Origin of the sequence: Actinoplanes awajinensis subsp. mycoplanecinus (assembly GCF_001509495.1) — a bacterium.
In the GTDB taxonomy this organism is placed as follows: domain Bacteria; phylum Actinomycetota; class Actinomycetes; order Mycobacteriales; family Micromonosporaceae; genus Actinoplanes; species Actinoplanes palleronii.
Genome location: NZ_LLZH01000156.1, coordinates 14,472 through 33,362, shown reverse-complemented (window position 1 = coordinate 33,362; position 18,891 = coordinate 14,472). Strand labels below are relative to the sequence as shown.

Annotated in this window: 20 protein-coding genes; 14 read left to right on the top strand and 6 right to left on the bottom strand. The window is 70.8% G+C overall.

What is annotated here, in order from left to right:
- Complete coding sequence (locus ADL15_RS18385) at positions 1-831, bottom strand: helix-turn-helix domain-containing protein (RefSeq protein ID WP_067692242.1); 831 nt, start codon at positions 829-831, stop codon at positions 1-3.
- 231 nt (positions 832-1,062) lie between these two features.
- Between ADL15_RS18385 and ADL15_RS54250 the strand changes: the two genes are divergently transcribed.
- The 6 genes from ADL15_RS54250 (at position 1,063) to ADL15_RS18355 (ending at position 7,105) form a co-directional block, all read left to right on the top strand.
- Positions 1,063-2,178 carry a hypothetical protein gene (locus tag ADL15_RS54250; RefSeq protein WP_198170864.1) on the top strand — a complete coding sequence of 372 codons (1,116 nt, stop codon included), beginning with the start codon at positions 1,063-1,065 and terminating at the stop codon, positions 2,176-2,178.
- A 234-nt stretch (positions 2,179-2,412) separates the two neighbouring features.
- Positions 2,413-3,465, top strand: coding sequence for a hypothetical protein (locus ADL15_RS18375; RefSeq protein WP_067692236.1), 1,053 nt, complete (start codon positions 2,413-2,415; stop codon positions 3,463-3,465).
- Between the two features lie 54 nt (positions 3,466-3,519).
- The gene (locus ADL15_RS18370) at positions 3,520-4,584 is read left to right on the top strand and encodes a TIGR00374 family protein (RefSeq protein WP_067692233.1); all 1,065 of its coding nucleotides are present in this window, start codon (positions 3,520-3,522) and stop codon (positions 4,582-4,584) included.
- A 30-nt stretch (positions 4,585-4,614) separates the two neighbouring features.
- Positions 4,615-5,430, top strand: a complete 816-nt coding sequence (locus ADL15_RS18365) for a hypothetical protein (protein ID WP_067692230.1) — start codon at positions 4,615-4,617, stop codon at positions 5,428-5,430.
- A 466-nt stretch (positions 5,431-5,896) separates the two neighbouring features.
- A complete protein-coding gene (locus tag ADL15_RS55390; RefSeq protein ID WP_232344200.1) occupies positions 5,897-6,265 on the top strand; it encodes a hypothetical protein in 369 nt (122 codons plus the stop codon).
- 240 nt (positions 6,266-6,505) lie between these two features.
- On the top strand, positions 6,506-7,105 hold the full coding sequence (locus ADL15_RS18355) for a DUF7691 family protein (protein ID WP_067692227.1): 600 nt from the start codon (positions 6,506-6,508) through the stop codon (positions 7,103-7,105).
- Here the strand turns inward: ADL15_RS18355 and ADL15_RS18350 are convergent.
- Both ADL15_RS18350 and ADL15_RS18345 read right to left on the bottom strand, forming a co-directional pair.
- On the bottom strand, positions 7,099-7,971 hold the full coding sequence (locus ADL15_RS18350; protein ID WP_067692223.1) for an AraC family transcriptional regulator: 873 nt from the start codon (positions 7,969-7,971) through the stop codon (positions 7,099-7,101). The two genes, ADL15_RS18355 and ADL15_RS18350, sit on opposite strands and share 7 nt — an antisense overlap.
- 14 nt (positions 7,972-7,985) lie before the next feature.
- Positions 7,986-8,882 carry an MBL fold metallo-hydrolase gene (locus ADL15_RS18345; protein WP_067692220.1) on the bottom strand — a complete coding sequence of 299 codons (897 nt, stop codon included), beginning with the start codon at positions 8,880-8,882 and terminating at the stop codon, positions 7,986-7,988.
- A 167-nt stretch (positions 8,883-9,049) separates the two neighbouring features.
- Between ADL15_RS18345 and ADL15_RS18340 the strand changes: the two genes are divergently transcribed.
- The 7 genes from ADL15_RS18340 to ADL15_RS18310 all read left to right on the top strand — a co-directional run bounded on the left by ADL15_RS18340 (position 9,050) and on the right by ADL15_RS18310 (position 15,690).
- Complete coding sequence (locus tag ADL15_RS18340) at positions 9,050-9,841, top strand: SDR family NAD(P)-dependent oxidoreductase (protein WP_067692217.1); 792 nt, start codon at positions 9,050-9,052, stop codon at positions 9,839-9,841.
- Between the two features lie 107 nt (positions 9,842-9,948).
- Complete coding sequence (locus tag ADL15_RS18335) at positions 9,949-11,034, top strand: mandelate racemase/muconate lactonizing enzyme family protein (RefSeq protein WP_067692214.1); 1,086 nt, start codon at positions 9,949-9,951, stop codon at positions 11,032-11,034.
- A gap of 5 nt (positions 11,035-11,039) precedes the next feature.
- Positions 11,040-11,999: an aldo/keto reductase gene (locus ADL15_RS18330; RefSeq protein ID WP_067692212.1), complete on the top strand. Its 960-nt coding sequence runs from the start codon at positions 11,040-11,042 to the stop codon at positions 11,997-11,999.
- Positions 11,996-12,823, top strand: coding sequence for an amidohydrolase family protein (locus ADL15_RS18325; protein ID WP_067692209.1), 828 nt, complete (start codon positions 11,996-11,998; stop codon positions 12,821-12,823). The genes ADL15_RS18330 and ADL15_RS18325 overlap by 4 nt, the downstream gene beginning before the upstream one ends.
- Positions 12,820-13,641 carry a fumarylacetoacetate hydrolase family protein gene (locus ADL15_RS18320; RefSeq protein ID WP_067692206.1) on the top strand — a complete coding sequence of 274 codons (822 nt, stop codon included), beginning with the start codon at positions 12,820-12,822 and terminating at the stop codon, positions 13,639-13,641. Before ADL15_RS18325 ends, ADL15_RS18320 begins: the two co-directional genes overlap by 4 nt.
- On the top strand, positions 13,638-14,918 hold the full coding sequence (locus ADL15_RS18315) for an enolase C-terminal domain-like protein (RefSeq protein WP_067692204.1): 1,281 nt from the start codon (positions 13,638-13,640) through the stop codon (positions 14,916-14,918). The genes ADL15_RS18320 and ADL15_RS18315 overlap by 4 nt, the downstream gene beginning before the upstream one ends.
- A gap of 19 nt (positions 14,919-14,937) precedes the next feature.
- The gene (locus tag ADL15_RS18310) at positions 14,938-15,690 is read left to right on the top strand and encodes an SDR family NAD(P)-dependent oxidoreductase (RefSeq protein WP_067692201.1); all 753 of its coding nucleotides are present in this window, start codon (positions 14,938-14,940) and stop codon (positions 15,688-15,690) included.
- Between the two features lie 44 nt (positions 15,691-15,734).
- Here ADL15_RS18310 and ADL15_RS18305 read toward each other — a convergent pair whose 3' ends face one another.
- Positions 15,735-16,565: a HEAT repeat domain-containing protein gene (locus tag ADL15_RS18305; RefSeq protein WP_198170860.1), complete on the bottom strand. Its 831-nt coding sequence runs from the start codon at positions 16,563-16,565 to the stop codon at positions 15,735-15,737.
- Between the two features lie 81 nt (positions 16,566-16,646).
- On the opposite strand from ADL15_RS18305, the gene ADL15_RS18300 reads away from it, so the two are divergent.
- Positions 16,647-17,603, top strand: coding sequence for a TIGR03885 family FMN-dependent LLM class oxidoreductase (locus ADL15_RS18300; RefSeq protein ID WP_067692185.1), 957 nt, complete (start codon positions 16,647-16,649; stop codon positions 17,601-17,603).
- 181 nt (positions 17,604-17,784) lie between these two features.
- Here ADL15_RS18300 and ADL15_RS55385 read toward each other — a convergent pair whose 3' ends face one another.
- Together ADL15_RS55385 and ADL15_RS18290 are read right to left on the bottom strand one after the other, a co-directional pair.
- A complete protein-coding gene (locus ADL15_RS55385; RefSeq protein ID WP_232344199.1) occupies positions 17,785-18,063 on the bottom strand; it encodes a transcriptional regulator in 279 nt (92 codons plus the stop codon).
- Between the two features lie 149 nt (positions 18,064-18,212).
- On the bottom strand, positions 18,213-18,794 hold the full coding sequence (locus tag ADL15_RS18290) for a hypothetical protein (protein ID WP_157441451.1): 582 nt from the start codon (positions 18,792-18,794) through the stop codon (positions 18,213-18,215).
- Between the last annotated feature and the right edge of the window lie 97 nt (positions 18,795-18,891).

Genomic DNA, 18,891 nt, shown 5'->3' with positions numbered 1-18,891 from the left:
TCAGGCGCGATAGGCGGGCGCCTGGGCGAGCAGGCCCGGCGTCACGTTCATCACCCGCTGGAACGCGGCGATGAACGTGCTCGGCTGCGCATAACCGAGCCGTTCGGACACCCCGCGCACGTCCACGCCCTCGGAGAGCAGTGCCAGCGCCTGGTGCACGCGTAACGCCTGCCGCCACTGCGCGAACGACAGCCCGGTCGTGCCGCGGAACGCCCGGGTGATCGTCCGATCGCTGATGCCCAGCTGGTCCGCCCACTCCTGCAGCCCGCGGTCGTCGGCGGGGTCGGCCAGCAGCGCCTCGGCGATGCCGTCGATGCGGGGATCGCCGGGCAGCTCCAGCGCGAACTGCCGCTCCGAGGGGTCGAGCACGTCGAACACCACCGCCTCGGTGCGGGCCCGCGCCCCGGCGTCGAGATCCGTGCGGACCAGGCGCAACAGCAGCGACTCCAGCAGCGGGGTCATCGTGATCGAGGTCGGTCCGGCGAACGCGACCGGGGTGCGCTCGGGGACGAAGAACGCGTCGTGCAGCTCGGCGCCGGCGGTCAGCCGGCCGCCGTGGACCACGCCGGCGGGCAGCCACAGGCCGTACCCGGCCGGGACTGTGAAGATCCGGTTGCCGATCCGCGAGGTCAGCGTGCCGCCGCGCACCCACACCAGCTCGTGCATCGGATGCGCGTGCGGCAGCCAGTCGGTGGCGACGCCGGACACCTCCGACTCGGCGACGATCGTGAGCGGCCCCAGGTCACCGGCCGGCACCGACACGGCCCGGCGCACCACGGTCGCCGGGTCACGCCGCCAGGTCCCCAGGCTCAGGGCGTCGTGGGCCGGCATGCCGACGAGGGTACGCGAGCGATCTTCCACATCCGGAGCGTCAGGCAGCGTCAGCGCCGCTTCGGCAAAATTCCTGAGGGGTACGCAGGGTCTGGCGCCCCGGCCAGTGACCGCCGTCACCCTTCGTGATGGGTCCTCTGAACGGCCATCCGGCAACGGACTCAGGGGCGACTTCCGATGTGGAGAAAAGCCCGTTTTCGTCATCAAAGCTATCCTGAGGATGGAGCGTTGATGAAGAAGATTGCTCGTGTGGTGGCCGTAGGTGGCCTCGGTGTTCTCGCCGCACTCGCCACGGCAGCCGGGCCCGCCCAGGCCTCGGGCGCCAACCAGGCGCCGGTGACCAAGCAAGCGGGCGGTTGCTGCAACGATTCCGGAGACACCGGACAGGTTGTCGGCTGGTACACATCTCAGCAGGCGTGCACGGTCGCGGGCCAGTTCGGCCGGAACAACGCCGACTGGAGCGACTTCGACGTCACGTACGTGACGGTCGGCGAGCGGCGCGGGACGTGGGCGCTGCGGATCCTCACCGACGGGGACTGGTTGCAGCCGGGCTTCCGGCCGTACGGCCCGTCGCTGGTCGCGGCGTACCCGCTGCTTCCGGGGCGTCCGGGCTGGATCCGGCCGCGGCACCTGCGCCCGGCCACCTTCTTCGTCGGGCCGCAGGGTGGCTTCATCTCCGGACACCGGGGCGGCTTCGGCGGCGGACGGCCGGGCAGCGTCTTCGTCGGCCCGCAGGGCGGATTCAGCCCGGGCCACGGCGGTTTCAACCCCGGCCACGGTGGGTTCAACCCCCGGCACGCTGGTGGTGGACACCAGGGTGGTTGGAACCCGGGACACCAGGGGGGTAACAACTCCGGGCACCAGGGTGGTTGGAACCCGGGGCACCAGGGGGGTTCCAACTCCGGTCACGGCGGCGGGTCCAACTCCGGGCACGGCGGGGGCTCCGGCTCGGGGCACTCCGGTGGCGGGCAGTCGGGCGGCTCGGGGCACTCGGGTGGGGGCATGTCCGGTGGTGGCGCTCCTGGCGGTGGGTCGTCCGGCGGCGGCGCTTCCGGTGGCTCCGGGCACAGCGGCGGCGGCTCGTCGGGCGGCTCGTCCGGTGGCGCTTCTGGTGGTCAGCAGGGTGGCGGTTCGTCCGGTGGTGGCTCCGGCCACTCGGGTGGTGGCTCGTCCGGTGGTGGCCAGCCTGGTGGTGGCCAGCCCGGCGGCGGCTCGTCCGGTGGCGGCGCGTCGGGCGGTGGCTCGGGGCACTCGGGTGGCGGCTCGTCCGGTGGTCAGCAGGGTGGCGGTTCGTCCGGTGGTGGCTCCGGCCACTCCGGCGGCGGCGCGTCCGGCGGCACCCGCTGATGCGATCTCTCACTGACGTCGGGGAGACATAACCTCCGGCCAATCCCGACAGCAGCCCTCGATCGATCATCCCCGCACTCCGGGAAGGCCGATCGAGGGCTGTTGGTATGCCGGCGCGCTATTCCTCAGGGCCGCGGGGCATGAGCCGAATCATAAAGCGAACGCTCGTTCTTGACACGGGGCACCGCCGCCTCCAGACTCAAAAACGAACAGTCGTTCGCTAAGGAGAAGCTCATGTCCACCCAGGTACAACCCGAGCCCGCCACGGCCACACCGTCGCCCTGGCCGAGGGTCGCCGCCGCGGTGGCTCTGCTCACTGTGATCATCAGCGTGCTGCTCACCGCGTTCGCCTGGCCGTCGGTGCACTCGTCGCTGCACGACGTGCCGATCGCCGTGGCCGGCCCGGCCGCCGCGGCCGACCAGGTGATCGCCACCCTCGACACGAAGATGCCCGGCGCGTTCGACGTCACCCGCGTCGCCGACACCGCCGCCGCCGAGCAGCTGATCCGCGACCGCGAGGTGTACGGCGCGATCGACCTCAGCAGCGGCACCCCGCACCTGCTGACCGCCTCGGCCGGCAGCGCCTCGATCGCGCAGTCCCTGCAGGCCCTCGGCACCGCCCTCGCGCAGGCGCAGGCACCGGGCAGCGGCCCGGCGGTCACCACCCGCGACGTCGTCGCCCTGCCCGCCGACGACCCGCGCGGCGCCGGCCTGGCCGCCGCGGCCCTGCCCCTCGTCATGGGCGGCCTGCTCACCGCGGTGCTGCTCACCAACCTGCTGCGCGGCACCACCCGCCGGGTCACCGGTGCGCTGACCTTCGCGGTCACCGGCGGGCTGGCCATGGCCGCGATCCTGCAGTTCTGGTTCGGCTCGATCGACGGCTCCTACCTGGCCAACGCCGGGGCGATCGCCCTGACCATCGGCGCCATCTCGATGACCCTGCTCGGGCTGGAGGCACTGTTCGGCTACCCGGGCTTCGGGCTCGGCGCGGTGCTGATGATGCTGGTCGGCAACCCGTTCTCCGGCCTCACCAGCGCGCCCGAGATGCTGCCCGGCTGGGGTGGCGCTTTCGGTCAGCTGCTCCCGCCGGGTGCCGGTGGACAGCTGCTGCGCTCGACCGCGTTCTTCGACGGCCACGGCGCTGCGCACGCCACCGTCGTACTGATCTCCTGGCTTGTTCTTGGTGTTGTTCTCTGCCTGGTCAGCGGAGTGCGCGCCGGTCGCGCCCGCACCACCGCCCCGGTGACCGGCGCCGAATCCCGCGCTGTCACCCCTGCCACGGTCTGAGTGATTTGCCCGAGGTGGGGGTATGCAGCAGCGAATGATCAGAGCAGCGCACTCATGACGGTGTCCCTCGACTCGGCCCAGCCTGCCGAGGACGGCGCCGCCGCCGAGCCCGGTGCCGCCGCCGGACCCGGAAGCAAGCGCCGCTGGGCCCGGCGCGCCGCCGTCGCCGCGGTGGTCGTCCTGTTCGCTGTCGAGCTCGTTCTCGGCTGGTCGTCGCTGTCCTCGGCGCTCGGCCAGCTGAGAGCGCCGCACCTGGGCTGGCTCGCCGCCGCGGTGATCGCCGAGCTGGCGGCGATGGGCACCTACGCGCGGATGCAGCACACCCTGCTGCGCTCCGCCGGGCTGAAGGTGCCGCTCTACCGCAACATCGCGCTCGCCTACGCCGCGCACTCGCTCAACGAGACCCTGCCGGGCGGGCCGGCGTTCTCCACCAAGTTCAACTTCCAGCAGATGCGCCGCTTCGGCGCGACGCCCGCGGTCGCCGCCTGGTGCATCGCGCTGTCCGGCATCCTGTCCACCACGGCGCTCGCGGCGGTCACCGTGGTCGGTGCGCTCTTCGCCGGCGGCACCCCGCACTGGTACGGACTGGCCGGCCTGGTCACCGTCATCGCCCTGCTGGTGTTCGGCGTCCGCCGGGTCAGCCGCCGCCCCGCCGCGCTGGAGCCCGCGACCCGGGCGGTCCTGGCGCGGTTCAACCGGCTCCGCCGCCGCCCCGCCGAGCAGGGCCTGGACAAGATCCGGCACTTCGTCGGCCAGCTCGGCGCCGCCCGCCTGACCCCCGGCCGTGGGCTCGCCGCCGCGGTCTTCGCGGTGCTCAACTGGGGGCTCGACGCCGCCTGCCTGTGGATGTGCGTCCGGGCGGTCAGCGACGCGCCGGTCAACGCCGTCCAGCTGCTGCTCGCCTTCTGCGCGGGAATGGCCGCCGGCACCGTGACCCTCGTACCCGGTGGGCTCGGCATCATCGACAGCGCGCTGATCCTCGGCCTGGCCGGCGGGGGAGTACCGACCGGCACCGCGATCGCCGCCGTCGTCCTCTACCGGATCATCAGCTTCGGCTTCATCATCGGCGCTGGCTGGATCACCTGGCTCGTCATGCGCCACCGCCACCGCACGGCGTGACGACGACCCGGCCCGGGTACTGCGTTCACCATGACTCCCCGCCCGGTCCGTGTCCTCACGGCACTGTTGATCGCCACGGCTGCGGCCACCGTCGTGGTCGAGGTGCTCAATTTCTGGTACGCACCGGAGCGCGGCGTCGGCTTCGCGGTGCGGACGGGCTGGGCGCTCGTTCGTACCCTAGGGTGGTTGATCTTGATCTTCCAGGTCCGCCGGGCTCGGGCCACCGCCAAGCCGCTGAGTCTGATTCTGACCATGACCACGCTGTTCGCGGTCGGTCGCCTGATCGTCCCGTCCTCGGGCCGCCCGCCGCTGCCCGGCCTGATCAGTTTCGGCGTGCTCGCGCTGCTCTGCCTGACCGTGGTGGTGCTGCTCCACCGCCACCCGGGCATCGACGCGCACCTGATCCACCAGCCGCGCCGACCGGTCCTGACCAGGGAGGGCCTGAGCCTGCGCGAGGCCCCGCCGAGCGACCCGTGGGTGCTGACCGCCCGGCTGGCCTCGTTCAGCTACAGCCCGTTGATGCTGGTCCCGGCCCTGACCGCGGTGGGCACGCTGCGGCACCGCCCGGAGTGGACCCTGGCCGTGATCCTCTGGATCCTGGCCGGCATCGCGGTGAGTTACGTGGCCCTGCTGTCCGCCTACTTCATCGGCCGGGGCAGCCACCGCGCCCGCGCCGCATTGACCTCGACCACGCTGGCGGTGCTGGCCTTCGACCTGCCGCTGTGCGGGATCCTGCTGGGCGAGGACGGCTTGATCCGCGACGGCGCACCCCTGGTCGTGGCGGCCGCCATCACCGGGTACGCCCTGCGGCGAGCCGCCCACACACCCGCCCGAGTCGCCGTGTAGCCCGGCGGGCTCGAGTTGCTGTGTGGGGACTTTGGGTGCGCTCCGCGCCGTAACTACACACGGTTGGTGGTTGCGCCTGTCTGGCCTTCGCGGACAAAAATGGCGACTATTCCTGCGCTGATCACCGTGGCGCCTACCAGGCCGATCAAGGATCTTTGAACGTTACTAAGCATGATCGCCCGACGGTTTTTCGATGGCTCTCCTGACTCTGACCTATTCATAAGCGGATCCTAGGAGGGATCGAGGTGCAAGAATCTGCCAATTGGGTGTTTAGTCCTGTTTTGTGGTGCATGGAAGTCCGAGATTTGTCGTCTGATTCGACATGTTCGACCCGATGCCGGTGTTGAGGCCATCGGTCCCATCACCGTGCCGTGATCTAGATTGGCCTCAGTCGACATCTGGGGGTTGTGTGACGGTTTTCGGGTGCCGGGTCTGTGGGGCCGCGCTGACTGTCGCAGTGTCGAGGGTGGCGCTTCCGGTCCACGCGAATCAGGAGGCCGGCGGCGCGCAGGGTTCGCTCGATCCGGTGCTGGAGCCCGGCACGTTCGCGGTGGATCCGCTGCCGTTGGGGCCGCCGGGGCGCCGGTGGGACGAGCTCGGCGCCGGTGAGGCCGAGGCGCTCGGCTGGTACGCGCCGAGACCCGGCATCTCGGGCGGACCGGCCGGCCACGTGCTGGTCGCCCCGGGGGACGTCCACGGTGCCGTCATCGACCTGGCGCTGGTCCTCGACTCCCGATGCTGCGGTGTCGCCGGCGACGTACCCAACATGGTCTGTGCCGCCTGCCGCACGCCGGTGGCCATCCGGATCGACGACTGCGGGCTGGGTCCACCGTGATCCGAAGGCGGTCGGGCGGTCGGTCCCGATCCTGCCGGAGGCCCTGCCGGAACAGATCCCGGGCTGTCGGCTCATGCCGGACGGCCAGATCTTCCTCAGCGTGCTGTCGCGGCTGCCCGAGGTTCGGCAGCCCTGGCTGCGGGCCGTCTACGACCGGGGTCGCTCCTATAGCTACACCTACCTCGCGTTCTGATCTGCGGCCCGGAAAAACTGTCAGGGGTCGCCGTTAGCATCTCGCGCATGAGTTACGGGATTGCTGCCTACGCGGTCGATATCAAGAAGATCCGAAGCCAGGTCGGCAGCGGCGACGCCGAGCTGGCGGAGCAGTATGCGGCCAGTTTCCCGGAGCACCGGCAGCACGTGCAGGAGCACATCAACGAGCTGCGCGGCGACGACACGGTCACGCTCGCCGACATCGCCCGGCAGGTGATCATGGGTGAGCCATACGACGAGCGGCTCGGCTCGGCGTATGGCTATTTCCTCGAGCACCTGTGCGACCGCACCGGCGAGCGGCTGCACGACCACGGGTTCCCCTCGTTCTCCGGTTGGGACTATCTGCGGGTGGTCGACGAGGCGCACGAGAGTGCGGGCCTGCTCGCTCCGGGCTTCTCCCTGGAGGGCCTGATCTCCAGCGGCTCGCCGGTGCCGCTGCCGCACGCCGACTTCCCGGCGATCGGGCACATGGTCAACGCCGAGCTGCTCGCCCCGGCAGACCTGCTGGCGACCGCCCCCAACACCAGCCTGAACGACGACGAGTTCGGCCGGCCGTCGTATGCGTTGTTCCAGTGGCTGGCCTACTCCGAGGGGGAGGGCGTCGACCTGGTCACCTTCTACTACTGATGCCGATACCGGCCGGCGGACATGCCGTATTCGCGTTTGAAGGCGTTCGCGAAGGCGTAGGCGGAGCCGTATCCGCTGCGCTGCTCCACCGCGGACAGCGGCAGGTCGGTCGTCTGCAGCAGGCGTGCCGCCAGGGTGAGCCGCCACCAGGTCAGGTAGGTGAGCGGCGGCTGCCCGACCATCGCGGTGAACCGGCGTGCGAAGGCGGCTCGCGACAGCCCCGCAAACGCGCCCAGCGACGCGACGGTCCAGGCCTCGGCGGGGCGTTCGTGCACGGCCCGCAACGAGCGCGCGATCACCTCGTCGGTGAGGGCCGTGCACCAGCCGGTGGCCTGTGACTGGGCGCGTTCGCTGAGACACGCGCGGATCAGGTAGACCAGCAGCACGTCGAGCAGGGCCGGCAGCACCACGTCCCGGCCGTACATCTGCTCGTCGAGCTCGCCACGCACCAGCTCGATCGAGGCGTGCAGGCTCGGGTAGCGGTCCGGCCGCGAGGGCAGACCGACCAGGTCGGGAAGATCGTGGAACAGCGGGTGCGGGCGGGCCTGGTCCATCCGGTAGGCGCCGGACAGGAACCGGGCCACGCCGTCGGTGGGGTTCACCAGTGTGTGCGCGGTGCCGTGCGGCACCAGCACGGCATCGCCCACCTGCAAGGTCACGGTCGCGTCGCCCGGCCCCGTGATCGAAGACGAGCCGGTTTTCGGCAAGCCCGGCCCGGTCACCCGGACGCACCCCGCGGTGACCACGTAGCACCGGGCGCCCTCGAAAACCGGCGCCGCCGTCTGCCACCCCGGATCCGCGACCTCCAGCGACAGGGCCGGCCGCCCCACCCGCATCACGCCGATCACGTCGCTGAGCAGGTCCATCACCGGATCGTCCCCTACCGGCTCAACCCTCGGAGAAACGCCGCCCACTGCTTGATCAAAAAACTTCCCTGCGATCGTACGATCTCAGCGGCCCCAGCCCCGCCCAGATGCGCCGGCACTACCAGGCTGTTCGTCGCCGCTGCCTGCTCCAGAACCCGTCGGCGGGCCCGGGTCGCCTCGGCCTGGTCCTCACTCACACAGATCTCGTGATCCGGCTCGATCAGCTGGAGCGGGGTGTGCACGATGTCGCCGACGAACAGCGCCCGATCCGTGCCGGACTCGAGCCGCAGCACCGCCGAGCCGGGTGTGTGCCCGGCCGCCGGCTGCAGCACCAGATCCTCGTCGACGCGGTGACTGTCGCCCTCCCACAGCACGACCTGCCCGGCCTGATGAACCGGCCGGACGCTCTCCTCGAACATCGCCCCGGTGGCGTCGGCGGAGTGGAACGGCGACACCGGCACGTGGCCGTTGTCGGGATTCCAGTAGTCGAAGTCGGCCCGGCTGATCAGGTACTGCGCCCGCGGGAACGTCGGCACCCACACTCCGTCGACCAGCCGGGTGTTCCACCCCACGTGGTCGCTGTGCAGGTGCGTGTTGACGACGAGGTCCACGTCCTGCGGCCGTACGCCGGCCGCCGCGAGCCTCTCCAGGAAGTCACCGCCGGTGTCGAGCCCGTGGCCCACCCCGGTGTCGACCAGCACGGTGCGGCCGGCGCTGCGCAGCACCCAGGTCTGCACGGTCGTCTGCCACTCGCGGGTCGCGGCGTCGAGGAAGTCGGGCGCGAGCCAGGACTCGTGCCGCTGCCACAAGTCGGCGGGAACGGACGGGAACAACACGTCGGTGGCGCCGAACGCGCCCTGCCACTCGACGACCCGGGTGACCTCGACATTACCGAGAACGATTGTCTGCACCGATCGACCGTAAGCAGCGCCGACGAGACGCGAAATGCTCTGCCGTCTCTGTTGTTTAAGCCAGCGTCTCGGCGGGCTCGCGCGGGTCCGTCTGCTCATCCAACGCTCATCGGCTCCCGGCACGATCAGAACCAGCCGCTACCGGCGCCCACTCACCAGGAGGACAGATGGACCTGCAGCTCACCGGCAAGACCGCGTTCATCAGCGGATCCAGCCGCGGCATCGGCTACGCGACCGCGAGGGCACTGGCCGGCGAGGGCGTCGACGTGGTGCTCAACGGCCGGGACCCGGCGCGACTGGCCGACGCCGTCGCGGCGTTGCGCCGCGAGGTGCCCGGCGTCTCGGTCAGTGGCCTGCCGGCCGACTTCGCGGTCGCCGACGACGTCGACCGGCTGTGCGACCAGCTCCCCGGCGTCGACATCCTGGTCAACAACGTCGGGCTCTTCGAGCTCAAGGCGTTCGACCTGATCTCCGACGACGACTGGCGGCGGTACCACGAGGTCAACGTGCTCAGCGGGGTCCGGCTCGCGCGGCGGCTGATGCCGGCGATGCTCGAGCGCGGGTGGGGCCGGATCGTGTTCGTCAGCAGCGAATCGGGCGTCAACATCCCGGCCAACATGATCCATTACGGTACGTCCAAGACGGCGATGCTCGCGGTCGGCAACGGCCTGGCGAAGCTCACCAAGGGCACCGCGGTGACGGTCAACTCGGTGCTGGGCGGCCCGACCTACTCCGACGGCGTCGCCGACACGGTCAGGGCGCTGGCCGCCGCGCAGTCGCTCCCCGAGGAGCAGATGCGAGCGGCGATCATCGGCACCAACCAGACGTCCCTGCTGGAACGCTTCATCGAACCGGCCGAGATCGCCACCGCGGTCACCTTCCTCGCCAGCCCGCTCGCGTCAGCCATCAACGGCTCCGCGATGCGCGTCGACGGCGGCGTCCTGACCACGCTGCTGTGATCCGGAGTTTCGTGGTCACCTCTTGACGCACGCGGATGTGAGCCAGTAAACATCTACCTGGATCCTATAGGATCTACGAAAAGGAGCGCCGGCAGGGAGGGAGCCCGATGCCCGTCATCACTCACGCCGAGGCGTACCTGGTTGATCTGGCCGTGGAAACCGTGCGCACCGACGCGCTGCAGACGTTCGTCAAGCAGGAGACGATCTTCGTGCGGATCGGCACCGACGACGGCGGTGAGGGGCTCGGCTACAGCTACACGATCGGCACCGGCGGGACCGCGGTGCTCGCGCTGCTGCGCGACACCCTGCTGGCCCGGCTCCCGGGGCAGGATCCGCACCGGGTGGAGGCGGTCTGGCGGGATTTGTTCCTGACGACGAAGGCCACCACGGTCGGCCCGATCACCTCGCTGGCCCTGGCCGCCGTCGACACCGCGCTGTGGGACTGGCGCTGCCGCGCCGCCGGGCAGCCGCTGTGGGTCCTGGCCGGCGGCGCCAAGGACCAAATTCCGTTGTACGACACCGAAGGCGGCTGGCTGCACCTGAGCACCGAGCAGCTGGTGACCGGCGCCCGGGCCAGCCAGGCCGCCGGCTGGCCGGGCATCAAGATGAAACTGGGCCGGTCACCGGCGCAGGACGCCGAGCGGCTCGGCGCGGTACGCGCGGCGGTCGGCGCGGACTTCGACGTGATGCTCGATGCGAACCAGTCGCTGACCGCCGCCGACGCGATCCGCCGCGCCCGGCTGCTGGAGCCGTACGACCCGTTCTGGTTCGAGGAGCCGCTGCCCGCCGAGGACGTGGCCGGGCACGAGCAGGTCGCGGCGGCCACCTCGATCCCGATCGCGGTCGGCGAGTCGCTCTACGCCGCCGGCCAGTTCGCCGAGTACGTGCGGCGCGGCGCGGCCGGCGTGATCCAGGTGGACGTGGCCCGGGTCGGCGGCATCACGCCGTGGCTCAAGGTCGCCCACCTGGCCGAGGCCGCGAACCTGACGGTCTGCCCGCACTTCCTGATGGAGCTGCACGTCAGCCTGTGCTGCGCGGTGCCGAACAGCCGGTACCTCGAACACATCCCGCAGCTGCGCACGATCACCCACGACGAGATCACGGTCGTCGAGGGCCACGCGCTCGCCCCCTCCGCACCCGGGCTGGGCATCGCCTGGGATCACGACGCCATCGACGACCGGAGAGTCCAGTGAGCGGGATGAATCCGACCGAGCGGGTACGGCTCGGCCGCACCGGCGTGTCCGTCACCCGGCTCGGGCTGGGGCTCGCGCCGCTGGGCGGGCTGTTCGAGCCGGTCGGTGACGAGCAGGCCCGGCAGACCGTGGAACGCGCGTGGGAGCTGGGACTACGCTACTTCGACACGGCGCCGCTCTACGGCACCGGCCTGTCCGAGCGGCGCAGCGGCACGGTGCTGGCGGGCAAGCCACGCACCGAGTTCGCGCTCTCCACCAAGGTGGGGCGGCTGCTGCGCGGCGGAGGCGCCGACACCCAGGACATCTGGGCCGAGCCCACCGACGTGACTCCGGTCTTCGACTTCAGTGGTGACGGCGTGCTCAGTTCGTACGATGAGAGTTTGATCCGTCTCGGTCTTGATCGGGCGGACATCTTGCATCTGCACGATCCGGACGACCATCTCGACCAAGCGGTGACCGAGGCGCTGCCGGCGCTGGCCCGGCTGCGTGAGCAGGGGCGGATCGGCGCGGTGTCGGCCGGCATGAACCAGGCCGGGATGCTCACCGACCTGGTACGCACCGGGCTGCTGGACGCGGTGCTGCTGGCCGGGCGGTACACGCTGCTCGACCAGTCCGGCGGCGCCGAGCTGCTGCCACTGTGCGCCGAGCGGGGTGTCGCGGTGATCGCCGCCGGAGTGTTCAATTCCGGACTGCTGGCCGATCCCCGGCCGGGCGCCCGCTACGACTACCTGCCGGCCGACCCGGCGCTGCTCGATCGGGCCCTGGCGATACGCGCGGTGTGCGACCGCCACGGCGTGCCGCTGCGCGCCGCCGCGATCCAGTTCCCGGCCGAGCACCCCGCGGTGACCTGCGTGCTCGTCGGCGCGCGCACCCCGGCCGAGGTCGAGGACGCGGTACGGATGGCGGCCACCCCGATCCCGGCCGCACTCTGGACCGACCTGCGCGCCGAGGAGCTGCTCGCATGATCGTCGATGCGCACCATCATCTGTGGACCGCCGACTACCCCTGGCTGCAGGACCCGTCGCTGACCCGGATCCGCCGGGACTACACCGTCGACGACCTGCGCACCGTCATCCGGGGTGCGGGCGTCGACCGCACCGTACTGGTGGAAGCCGGCCGCTGCACGGCGGACGAGACGCGGTCGTTCCTGCGTCTCGCGCAGCAGACCCCGGAGATCGCCGGCGTGGTCGGCTGGGCCGCGCTGACCGATCCTGATCTGTCCGCGACCATCGCCGGCCACCGGGCCGCCCCGGGCGGCGACCTGCTCGTCGGCATCCGCGACCAGGTGCAGGCCGCGCCGGACGACCACCTGGACCGGCCGGACGTGCGCGCCGGGCTGGCCGCGGTCGCGGCCGCCGGCTTGGTCAACGAGCTGGTGGTCCGCAGCGCGCAGTTGCCGTCGGTGGCCCGCGTCGCCGCGGCGTTGCCGGAGGCCACCTTCGTCCTCGACCACCTGGGCAAGCCGCCGATCGCCGCCGGGGAGTTCGACCGGTGGCGCGAACTGATCACGCCGGTCGCCGCCCGGCCGAACGTGGTCGCCAAGCTGTCCGGCCTGGTCACCGAGGCGCACTGGGACACCTGGACGCCCGAGGACCTGCGCCCCTACGTGCACACCGCGGTCGAGCTGTTCGGCACCACCCGGCTGATGTTCGGCTCGGACTGGCCCGTCCTCGGGGTCGCCGCGACCTACCCGCAGGTCAAGGACGCACTGGCCGGCCTGCTCGGCGGCCTGCGAGCGGACGTCTTCGGCGGCACCGCGATCGACACCTACCACCTGGAGACGATGTGAAGTACCTGCGAGTCGGCCCTGCCGGGCACGAGCGGCCGATCGCCGAGAGCGGCGGCCGCTTCTACGACCTGTCCGCGGTGACCGCCGACATCACCGGCGCGTTCCTCGCCGCGGGCGGTATCACCACCGTCGACGGACTGCCCGACATCGACATCACCGGTGAGCGCCGCGGCGCGCCGATCAGCCGGCCCGGTGCGGTGCTCTGCGTCGGGCAGAACTACGCCGCGCACGCCGCCGAGTCCGGCGCGCAGCCACCCGCCGAACCGATCCTGTTCTACAAGGCGCCGAACACCGTGATCGGCCCGGACGACGACATCCGGCTGCCGCGGGGTTCCCGGCGCACCGACTGGGAGGTCGAGCTGGGCGTGGTGATCGGCCGGACCGCCCGCTATCTGGACTCGCCCGCCTCCGCCGCCGCGCACATTGCCGGCTACGTGCTCTCCAACGACGTGTCCGAACGTGAATACCAGCTCGACCGGTCCGGCGGGCAGTGGTCCAAGGGCAAGTCCTGCGAGACGTTCAACCCGCTCGGGCCGTGGCTGGTCACCCCGGACGAGGTCGGCTTCCCGCTGCGGCTGCGCTCCTGGGTCAACGACGCGCCCCGGCAGGACTCCAGCACCGCGGACATGATCTTCGACGTCGGGTACCTGATCTGGCACCTGTCCCAGTTCACCGTCCTCGAACCCGGCGACCTGATCAACACCGGGACACCGGAGGGCGTCGCGCTGAGCGGGCGGTTCCCGTACCTCGGCGCCGGCGACGTGGTCGAGATGGAGATCACCGGGCTCGGCCGGCAGCGCAGCGTGGTGACCGAGTGAAGATCACGGCGGTCACCTCGCACGACATCCGGTTCCCCACCTCCCGGGATCTCGACGGCTCGGACGCGATGAACCCCGACCCGGACTACTCGGCCGCGTACGTGATCCTGCGCGCCGACAACGGCCTGGCCGGACACGGGTTCACGTTCACCATCGGGCGCGGCAACGAGATCTGCCGGGCGGCGATCGACGCGCTCGTGCCGTTCGTGATCGGCCAGTCGATCGACGACCTCGGCGAGTTCGCGCGCCGGCTCACCCACGACTCGCAGATCCGCTGGCTCGGCCCGGAGAAGGGTGTCGTCCACCTGGCCGCGGCCGCGCTGATCAACGCGGCGTGGGACCTGGCCGCCAAGGCCGCCGGCAAACCGGTCTGGCAGTTGCTCGCCGACATGACCCCGCAGCAGGTCACCGACCTGGTCGACTGGCGCTACCTGAGCGACGCGCTCACCCCGGCCGAGGCGATCGACCTGCTCGAAGCGGCCCGCCCCGGCCGCGACGACCGGATCGCGTTGCTGCGCGAGCACGGCTATCCGGCGTACACCACGTCACCGGGCTGGCTCGGCTACAGCGACGAGAAGCTGGTCCGGCTGGCCGGTGAGGCGGTCGCCGACGGCTACACCCTGATCAAACTCAAGGTCGGTGACAACCTCGAGGACGACATCCGCCGGTTGCGGCTGGCCCGGGGCGCGGTCGGCGACAGCGTACGGATCGCGGTCGACGCCAACCAGCGCTGGGACGTGGCGCAGGCGGTGGAGTGGATGACCGCGCTCGCCCCGTACCGGCCGTGGTGGATCGAGGAGCCGACCAGCCCCGACGACGTGCTCGGGCACGCGGCGATCCGGCGGCAGCTCCGCCCGGCCGGCATCCGGGTGGCGACCGGCGAGCACGTACAGAATCGCATCGTCTTCAAACAGCTGCTGCAGGCCGACGCGGTCGACGTGGTGCAGATCGACGCCTGCCGGGTCGCCGGCGTCAACGAGAACGTGGCGATCCTGCTGCTGGCCGCGAAATACGGCCGCCCGGTCTGCCCGCACGCCGGCGGGGTCGGCCTCTGCGAGCTGGTCCAGCACCTGTCGGTCTTCGACTTCGTCGCGGTCTCCGGTTCCCTGCAGGACCGCACCATCGAGTACGTCGACCACCTGCACGAGCACTTCCTCGACCCGGTGGTGATCCGCAACGGCGCCTACCAGCTGCCCACCGCACCGGGCTTCTCGGCCGAGATCCGCCCCGAGACCCTGCACCGTTTCGCCTATCCGGACGGGCCGGCGTGGGCCTGACCTCTCGAAAGGTTCGTACATGACATCGTTCACCAACCTGGTCGCGGTCGTCACCGGCGGCGGCTCGGGCATCGGCGCGGCAGTCACCGCCGAGCTGCGGGCCGGCGGCGCCCGGGTCGGCGTGCTCGACCTCAACCCCGGCGACCCGGCCGACGGCCTGCTGCCGGTGATCGCCGACGTCGGCGACCGGGACTCGCTGACCGCGGCGATGGCCACCGTGGCCCAGGAGTTCGGCGGCATCGACATCCTGGTCAACAACGCGGGCATCAGCGCGGTCGGCGGCATCGACACCAACGACGACGCCGAATGGCACCGCGTCCTGGACGTGAACGTGATCGGCATCGCCCGCGCGACGACGGCCGCCTTGCCGTATCTGCGCTCGTCCGCGGCCGCCTCGATCGTCAACGTCTCGTCGATCGCGGCGACCGCTGGGCTGGTGCAGCGGGCGCTGTATTCGGCGTCGAAGGGCGCGGTGCACGCTCTGACCCTCTCGACCGCCGCGGACCTGGTCGGCGAGGGCATCCGGGTCAACTGTGTCGCTCCGGGAACGGTGGACACGCCGTGGGTGGAGCGACTGCTGGCCCGCACCGACGATCCGGTCGGGGAGCGCGCCCGGCTGTCGGGCCGTCAGCCGATCGGCCGCCTGGTGACGGCCGCGGAGGTGGCCGGCGCGGTCGCGTATCTGGCGTCCCCCGCCTCAGCTGCGACCACAGGCATGTCCCTGGCCGTGGACGGGGGGATGTCGGGCTTGCGACTGCCCCCGCCGCGGTGATTCCTTCGTACCAAAGTGGGGTTTTTGATCTGGTTGTGGGGATGTCAGTGGGGGGCGGGCTCGGGTTTGGCGGCGTCTCGTTCGGCGATGGCGGCCTTGATGCGGCGGAGGGTGCGTAGGGCTTTCTTGGCCGCGGTGCGGACTTCGCCGTCGAAGACGGTCACGCCGCGGTCGGTGGCCATCAGGCGTTCCAAGGTCGGGATTGCCTGGTCGTCGCCGGTTGAGCCGAGGGCCACGGCCGCCCAATAACGCTGGTCCGGGTCGGTGCTGTCGGCGGCGGTCAGCAGGCGGGGGACGACCTCCGGGGTGAACAAGGCCAGGGTGCTGGCGATGTAGCCGATCCGGGGGAACTGGCGGTGCTCGAACTCGTACCAGAGGGCTTCCAGCGCCGCGTCGCCGCCGATGTGGGCCAGGGCGTCGGCGGTTCGCTGGCGAAGCCAGTCGGCCTCGTCGCTGAGCAGCGGGCGCAGTGCGGGAACTACCGAGGCGTCGCCCAGAGCGGACAGCGCGGTCACCGTCTCGCCGCGGACCAGCCACTGCGGGTGGTCGAGGAGGGTGACCAACTGGGGGACGGCAGCGCGGATCTCCATGGCGGTGCAACCCATGACGGCCCAGGCCTGGCAGTTGTAACGGGTGTCGGCGAGCGCGGCCAGCAGCGGCTCCTGCAGGCTCGCGTCCGCGAAGACGTCCGCGTGGTTCATCGCCCGCGAATACAGCGAGCGGTGGAAATCCCGGTAGTCGCGGACGAGCGCGTGCAATGCCGCGATCGCTGACTCGTCACCGTGCGTGCGCGCCCGGTCGAGCAGAAGAGTGAGGTGGGCTTCGCGGGTCTCGAGAGATCCCGATCGAAGGCCCTGCAGGTCAGCGGGATTCACCGCCCGAACCATACGCGCCACGGCTCGCCGGTCGTGCGGGTGGTTGGTTGCGGAAGGGGACGGCGGGGTACCGCCAGGGTCATGACGGAGTACGGAATCCATGCCTCGCACGAGCAGATCCCGCCCGCCGACCTCCTCGCCGCGGTGATCGCGGCGGAACGGCACGGCTTCGAAGCCGCGATGTGTTCCGACCATTTCTCGCCGTGGAGCAGCCGGCAGGGTGAGTCCGCGTTCGCCTGGTCGTGGCTGGGTGCGGCGCTGCAGGCCACGAACCTGTCGTTCGGTGTGGTCAACGCTCCGGGACAGCGCTATCACCCGGCGATCATCGCGCAGGCGATCGGGACGCTCGGGTCGATGTTCCCGGGACGGTTCTGGGCGGCACTGGGCAGCGGGGAGTACAGCAACGAGCACATCACCGGTGAGCCGTGGCCGCGGAAAGAGGTGCGGGAGGCGCGGCTGCTGGAGTCGGTGGACGTCATCCGTTCGCTGCTGGCCGGTGAGGAGGTCACCCGGGACGGGCTGGTCACCGTGGACCGGGCCAAGTTGTGGACCCGGCCTGCTGAGGCGCCGGCGTTGATCGGCGCCGCGGTGAGCACGAAGACCGCGGCGTGGTGCGCGGGGTGGGCTGATGGGCTGGTCACGGTGAACGCGCCGACCGAGCAGCTGCAGGCGATGATCGCTGCGTATCGGGATGCGGGTGGCAAGGGGCCGGTTTGCCTGCAGGTGCATCTGAGCTGGGCGCCGACGCAGGACGAGGCCGAGGCGATCGCTCATGACCAGTGGCGCAGCAACGTCTTCCGGCCGCCGGTCTGCTGGGACCTGGAGACGGTCGAACAGTTCGACGTGATCGGCGAGAACGTCACGATCGAGCAGGTGCGCGAGGTGGTGAACGTTTCGGCCGACCTCGAGGCTCATGTCGAGTGGTTGCGGGGGTACGCGGAGCTGGGCTTCGACCGTATCTATCTGCATCATGTGGGGCAGGATCTGATGCCGTTCATCGAGACGTTCGGGGCCAAGGTGTTGCCGGCTCTGCGGTAGCTGTACACGTGGGCGGAGGCGGAATCAGCCTCCGCCTTGTGTCACTGAGCGCGACCAGCGACCAGCGGTTTCCCCTACCGGTGAGCCCTGGGCGATGCCGTGATCAACTGCAGACGTCCTGGCTTGCCGCCCACGATGCCTCACCGCACGCACCGGACCGCGCCCGGCATGGTGCCGGCCGTCAGTCGCGGGCGTTGCGGAAACGCTCGACTATCGCGGCCAGCAGGTCCATTTCGGCGGTCAGTGCCGCCCGTCCGGCCGGAGAGATCGCCGCCCAGGTGCGTGGCCGTTTGCCCTCGTGTCCCTTCTCGATCGCGATCAGCGACTGACCGGCGAGGGTCTCCAGGTGCCGGCCGAGGTTGCCGTCGGTAAGGCCGAGCAGCCGCTTGAGATAGGGGAAATCGGCACGGCCCGCCTCGTCAAGCACGGTGAGCAGAGCGAGCCGGGTCTTCTGATGCACCAGCTCATCCAGCTCAAGCGCAGGATGCGACGCCGGCTCGGAAGCGGGAAGCGACTCAGGAACAGGAAGCGCCCCGGACTCGGAACGTCGCAGCGGAGCGGCCGGCGGTCCTGGCTCGAGCAGCGAGGGGGGCCGCTGAGTGTGCTCGATCATGCGATCGTCCGCTCGCGTCCGCGCCACACGAGACCCAGCACGATCAGCGCTACTCCGCCGGCACCCATCACGAAGGGGTGCAACCAGCCGCCGGGCACCGGGCCGTCGAAGGCCCACCCGGCGATCATCACGGCGCCGATGATGCCGGACCAGACCGCGAGTGGCCGGTTACCCTGCCGCACAGCCAGGACGGTCAGCACTGTCGCGGGCCAGAGCAGTAACTTCGCGAACGGGAAGAACCACACGGTGCCTCCGGCGAGGACGACCGCCGCCAGGAGGACGGCCGCTTTCCCATACGAGAAAGGACCCGCACCCACCCCCGTGCGCCCGCGGCGCATCCGGTCGATGCCAGTGAGCGCGAGAAGCGCGACAAGCGTGCACAGCGGCCAGTAGAGCGGCAACGGCACGAACGCGTAGTTGACCGTGCCGTCACAGATGGCAAAGACCGTGATCGGCACCCCGAACACCAGTAGCGGCCCGGAGGTAGCCCGGCGCGTGGCACGCACGCGGTCGCGCAGCTGATCGAGCTCACGGCGTTCATCGTACAAAACACTCTCCATGGGGGAGAACTCTGCCATGGAGAGCAGATTGAGGCAATGACGGTCAAAGACAGGCGCTGGGACCGGCGTTGGCCTGCGATGTGTCCACCGGTTCGGGTCCCACCTCGTTCGGGTG

Bases quoted from the DNA above. Each gene is read 5' to 3' on its own strand.
- ADL15_RS18385 (WP_067692242.1), bottom strand. From the start codon at position 831: ATGCCGGCCCACGACGCCCTGAGCCTGGGGACCTGGCGGCGTGACCCG.
- ADL15_RS54250 (WP_198170864.1), top strand. From the start codon at position 1,063: ATGAAGAAGATTGCTCGTGTGGTGGCCGTAGGTGGCCTCGGTGTTCTC.
- ADL15_RS18375 (WP_067692236.1), top strand. From the start codon at position 2,413: ATGTCCACCCAGGTACAACCCGAGCCCGCCACGGCCACACCGTCGCCC.
- ADL15_RS18370 (WP_067692233.1), top strand. From the start codon at position 3,520: ATGACGGTGTCCCTCGACTCGGCCCAGCCTGCCGAGGACGGCGCCGCC.
- ADL15_RS18365 (WP_067692230.1), top strand. From the start codon at position 4,615: ATGACTCCCCGCCCGGTCCGTGTCCTCACGGCACTGTTGATCGCCACG.
- ADL15_RS18355 (WP_067692227.1), top strand. From the start codon at position 6,506: ATGAGTTACGGGATTGCTGCCTACGCGGTCGATATCAAGAAGATCCGA.
- ADL15_RS18350 (WP_067692223.1), bottom strand. From the start codon at position 7,971: ATGGACCTGCTCAGCGACGTGATCGGCGTGATGCGGGTGGGGCGGCCG.
- ADL15_RS18340 (WP_067692217.1), top strand. From the start codon at position 9,050: ATGGACCTGCAGCTCACCGGCAAGACCGCGTTCATCAGCGGATCCAGC.
- ADL15_RS18335 (WP_067692214.1), top strand. From the start codon at position 9,949: ATGCCCGTCATCACTCACGCCGAGGCGTACCTGGTTGATCTGGCCGTG.
- ADL15_RS18330 (WP_067692212.1), top strand. From the start codon at position 11,040: ATGAATCCGACCGAGCGGGTACGGCTCGGCCGCACCGGCGTGTCCGTC.
- ADL15_RS18325 (WP_067692209.1), top strand. From the start codon at position 11,996: ATGATCGTCGATGCGCACCATCATCTGTGGACCGCCGACTACCCCTGG.
- ADL15_RS18310 (WP_067692201.1), top strand. From the start codon at position 14,938: ATGACATCGTTCACCAACCTGGTCGCGGTCGTCACCGGCGGCGGCTCG.
- ADL15_RS18300 (WP_067692185.1), top strand. From the start codon at position 16,647: ATGACGGAGTACGGAATCCATGCCTCGCACGAGCAGATCCCGCCCGCC.
- ADL15_RS18290 (WP_157441451.1), bottom strand. From the start codon at position 18,794: ATGGCAGAGTTCTCCCCCATGGAGAGTGTTTTGTACGATGAACGCCGT.